The organism is Pseudoalteromonas sp. NEC-BIFX-2020_015, from assembly GCF_012952265.1.
GTDB classification, from domain to species: Bacteria; Pseudomonadota; Gammaproteobacteria; order Enterobacterales; family Alteromonadaceae; genus Pseudoalteromonas; species Pseudoalteromonas neustonica.
Window position 1 is genome coordinate 1 of sequence record NZ_JABCJL010000054.1, and the last position, 3698, is coordinate 3698.

Annotated in this window: 3 protein-coding genes; all 3 read left to right on the top strand. The window is 42.8% G+C overall.

Features of this window, described 5'->3' with window-relative positions; translation table 11 throughout:
• The first annotated feature begins 361 nt into the window (after positions 1-361).
• The 3 genes from HH219_RS21350 to HH219_RS21360 all read left to right on the top strand — a co-directional run bounded on the left by HH219_RS21350 (position 362) and on the right by HH219_RS21360 (position 3483).
• Positions 362-802, top strand: a complete 441-nt coding sequence (locus HH219_RS21350; RefSeq protein WP_169328561.1) for a hypothetical protein — start codon at positions 362-364, stop codon at positions 800-802.
• A gap of 854 nt (positions 803-1656) precedes the next feature.
• Positions 1657-2400 (top strand): reverse transcriptase domain-containing protein, encoded by a 744-nt coding sequence (locus tag HH219_RS22205; protein WP_249118585.1) that lies wholly within the window; start codon positions 1657-1659, stop codon positions 2398-2400.
• Between the two features lie 594 nt (positions 2401-2994).
• Positions 2995-3483 carry a GNAT family N-acetyltransferase gene (locus HH219_RS21360; protein WP_169328562.1) on the top strand — a complete coding sequence of 163 codons (489 nt, stop codon included), beginning with the start codon at positions 2995-2997 and terminating at the stop codon, positions 3481-3483.
• Positions 3484-3698 lie beyond the last annotated feature (215 nt).

The window sequence follows — 3698 nt, forward strand, 5'->3', positions numbered from 1 at the left end:
TCATTTTGTAGCTCCTGCGCGTAAAGTTAACAGTGGAATGTGCTTAAATCTCGTTTCTCGCAGGTCTTATAGATAGTCGTGGTCGGCAATCCCTGAGTATGCGTTTTGAAATGAGTTGCTCTGTTGGTTCGAACGTCTTGTTAGAAACATTGGATGTTTGCCATTCAATATTCGTAACCAACAGGAGCATGTTCCACTTAATATAATCATAAGTTACTTTATGCAATTAAGTGGCTTGGTCGAACTATAAGCCAATCAAGCGGGACTAAAAACAGTTTGCTCGGTTTCGCTTCGCTACACATTTTAGCAAACAATTTTTAGCCCCTTATTGGGGCGTTAGCTTTCACACTGGTATTTTAAATTGACTCTAATCTCAGTATCACAAGATATACCTTTAGCAAATTATTCCATGTTGCTATTTTTTGGGGCGACTTTCTCCATAGTGAGCTTTATAGCTTTTATTTTCCACTTAAAATATTCTGTCAAGAAAAGCTCAATCTATACGTTAATAATGTTTAGCTTTTTTTATTATCTTGCATTATCAGGGTTAAATGAATTTTACGAGGTTGAGCTTGATGATAATCTAATCACATTAAAGTATGCTCCTCCAAGTAAAGATGTAATTATATCAATGCATGAAATACAATCACTTACATTTGGCGCAGAGAAGCATGGTGCTTGTTATTTGGTCTTTAGAACAGTGTCAGATAAGCGTTATAAAAGTTCCATACTTTCTAGAGATGTAAACTTTTGTAAAAATAAACGAAGAGAAATAATGGTTTCTCTCAATATAAAAAGCTAACAAGAGCTTTAAACGGAACTAAAACAGTTGGCTCAGTTCCGCTTCGCTCCACATTTTAGCCAACTATTTTAGTCCGCTTAAGCTGGCGTTGTGGCTGTAGAATTACTCTTTTTTAAGAAAAACAGCCTGTTTTATGGGTTCCAAATGCATTACCTAATGCTTTAAAAACGCTTAGAGTTAATTACAGGAGCTCGTTTTTTAATTGAATTTGGCTGTTAGAGTTATTCTACAGCCTCGTTAGTGCGTCAAGCGAAGCTTGATGCATCTTGCAGGGTGCAAGTCCCTGTCGGGTAAGGTTTAACTCACCACCCGTATCGAGTGTTGCGCCTATGGCGGAGCTGAATTTTTTTTCAGCGAACAAGATAGGTGAAGCGTACACAGAGAATTAAGTAGGCCACAGGGGATACGTGTCCCTGAAGTGCTGGTATCGCTCCGATAAATACAGTCTGACTGACGAGGTTTGTAACGCCACTGAAGTCCATGCAAAGCAACCGTAATGAGTGAGGTTGTGGCGAGTCAGCGGAGTTATTAAGCCGTGGCATGGTTAAAGAGATGCATTAGGAACTTGAGAGAGCCAAGGGTGTTCCGCAAGGACGCGGTAGGGAAGCTAAGTCAAAAGCAAGGCCAACGATGACCCTTTGGCAGTCAGACCAGCTCGTAGTAGTTTGAGACGGGAAAGCCGATCACATGGCGAAGGGGCTGGCAGTTATATCACGTGTTTAGCAGACACATAGGCCGGACAATGTAGGGCTGGAACCACTATGATAACCGAACTAAACGCGATCACATTTAAATCACAGCGACACCCCAAACACAGGTTTCAGAACTTATACGGATTACTAAGGGAAGATTGCTTGTATGAAAGTTGGGAACAGCTCAATAAACAGGCTGCGGCCGGTATTGATGGCATTACCATGCCTGTTTATAAGCAGCAACTCGTTAGCAACATTACTCGACTGAGCGATGCCCTTAAGCATAAGCGCTTTCGAGCCAATGACATCAAACGTGTCTTTATTCCCAAAGCAAATGGCAAACAGCGACCGCTGGGCTTGCCCACGGTGGATGATAAGTTGGTGCAACAAGGCGTGAGCCAGATATTGCAAAGTATCTGGGAAGCGGACTTTCTGCCCAATAGCTATGGCTACCGACCGAATAAAAGCGCTCATCAAGCGGTGCACAGTTTAGCGTTGAACCTTCAGTTTAAAGGATACGGTTACATTGTGGAGGCTGACATTAAAGGCTTCTTCAACAACCTTGACCACGACTGGCTGATGAAGATGCTCAAACAACGCATTGATGACAAAGCCATGCTGAGTTTAATCAGCCAATGGCTAAAAGCCCGTATCAAATCACCGGAAGGGGTGTTTGAACACCCGAAAAGCGGTACACCGCAAGGGGGGATCATTAGCCCAGTACTGGCGAACATCTATTTGCACTACGCGCTCGACTTATGGTTTGAAAAGAAAGTAAAACCTCGAATGCATGGTCGCGCGATGCTCATCCGGTATGCCGATGATTTTGTGTGTGCGTTTCAATACGCCAACGATGCAGAGCGATTTTACAAGGTGTTGCCAAAACGACTCAAGACTTTTATTTAAACATAAGCAACTTAGAAGTAGCAGAGGATAAAACCTCACTGCTGCGTTTCAGTCGATTTCATCCGAGTCGCAGACGGCAATTTGTGTTTCTTGGCTTTGCCTTTTACTGGGCAAAAGATGCGCAAGGAAAACCTCGACTTAGGCGGCGGACAGGGGCTGAAAAGCACCGCGCCAGCATGAGCGAGTTTTACCAATACATCAAAGCCAAACGGTCAACCAAGCTCAACATGTGGTTACCCCAACTGAAACGCAAACTGATGGGATACCGAAATTACTTTGGCCTGCCAGACAATAGCCGTAGCCTAGATAGACTGTACAGCTATGTGCTGCACAGCTTATATAAATGGCTGAATAGGCGAAGTGGAAGGCGCAGTTATAATTGGAGTAATTTCAAGAAGATGTTAATGTATTACGCAATAGAGCGGCCAAGAGTGAGTAAGCGATTTATTCATGTGGACTGGTACTAAGTGCGTGGTGATTTACACGCGTGAATATATAACTGAAGAGCCGGATGCGGTAGTTCCGCACGTCCGGATCTGTGTGGGGTCGGCCCAGTAATGGGTCGCTCTACCACGATTGTGCAAAGGAGTTCCGATGATTCGAGACGCGCTTAAAGACGATTGTATTAATTTAGCTGTCTTGGGATTACAAGTCTGGCTTGAAACTTATGCCGTAGAGGGAATTCGAACAGAATATTCACGGTATGTTATTGATACCTTCACCGAGGAATATTTCATAAATCTATTGGAAAAAACTAACTATCGCTTATTGGTAAGTGAAATTGAAGGAACACTTCAAGGGTTTGTCCTAGTTAATTTAGACTCTCGATTTGAAGAAGAGAGCAATGGGTTTGAAATTGAAAAATTGTATGTTCACCGCAACTTTAAGGGGCAAGGTTTAGGTCGCCAATTCCTCACAGAAGTAGGACAACGATATGGTAATAATTTTTGGCTTTATACATGGGTTGAGAACGAATCGAATCAGTTCTATAAGCATTTAGGATTTAAACATGCAGGGCAGTTAAATTTTGAGTTTTCAAATACGTTAATTAAAAATAATGTGTTCACTTCTAATTGCACATAACAAGCACTTCAAACGGAACAAAAACAGTTGGTTAGGTTCCGCTTCGCTTCACATTTTAACCAACAATCTTTGTCCGCTTAAGTGGGCGTTGGTGCGTCAAGCTAAGCTTGATCCATCTTGCAGGGTGCAAGTCCCTGCCGGGCAAGGTCTAACTAACCACCCGTATTGAGTGTTGCGCCTTTGGCGGAGTGTGGGATTAGCAATTGCTTATCAGT

Excerpts from the sequence above, each read along its gene's own strand:
- HH219_RS21360 (WP_169328562.1), top strand. The coding sequence starts at position 2,995 with ATGATTCGAGACGCGCTTAAAGACGATTGTATTAATTTAGCTGTCTTG.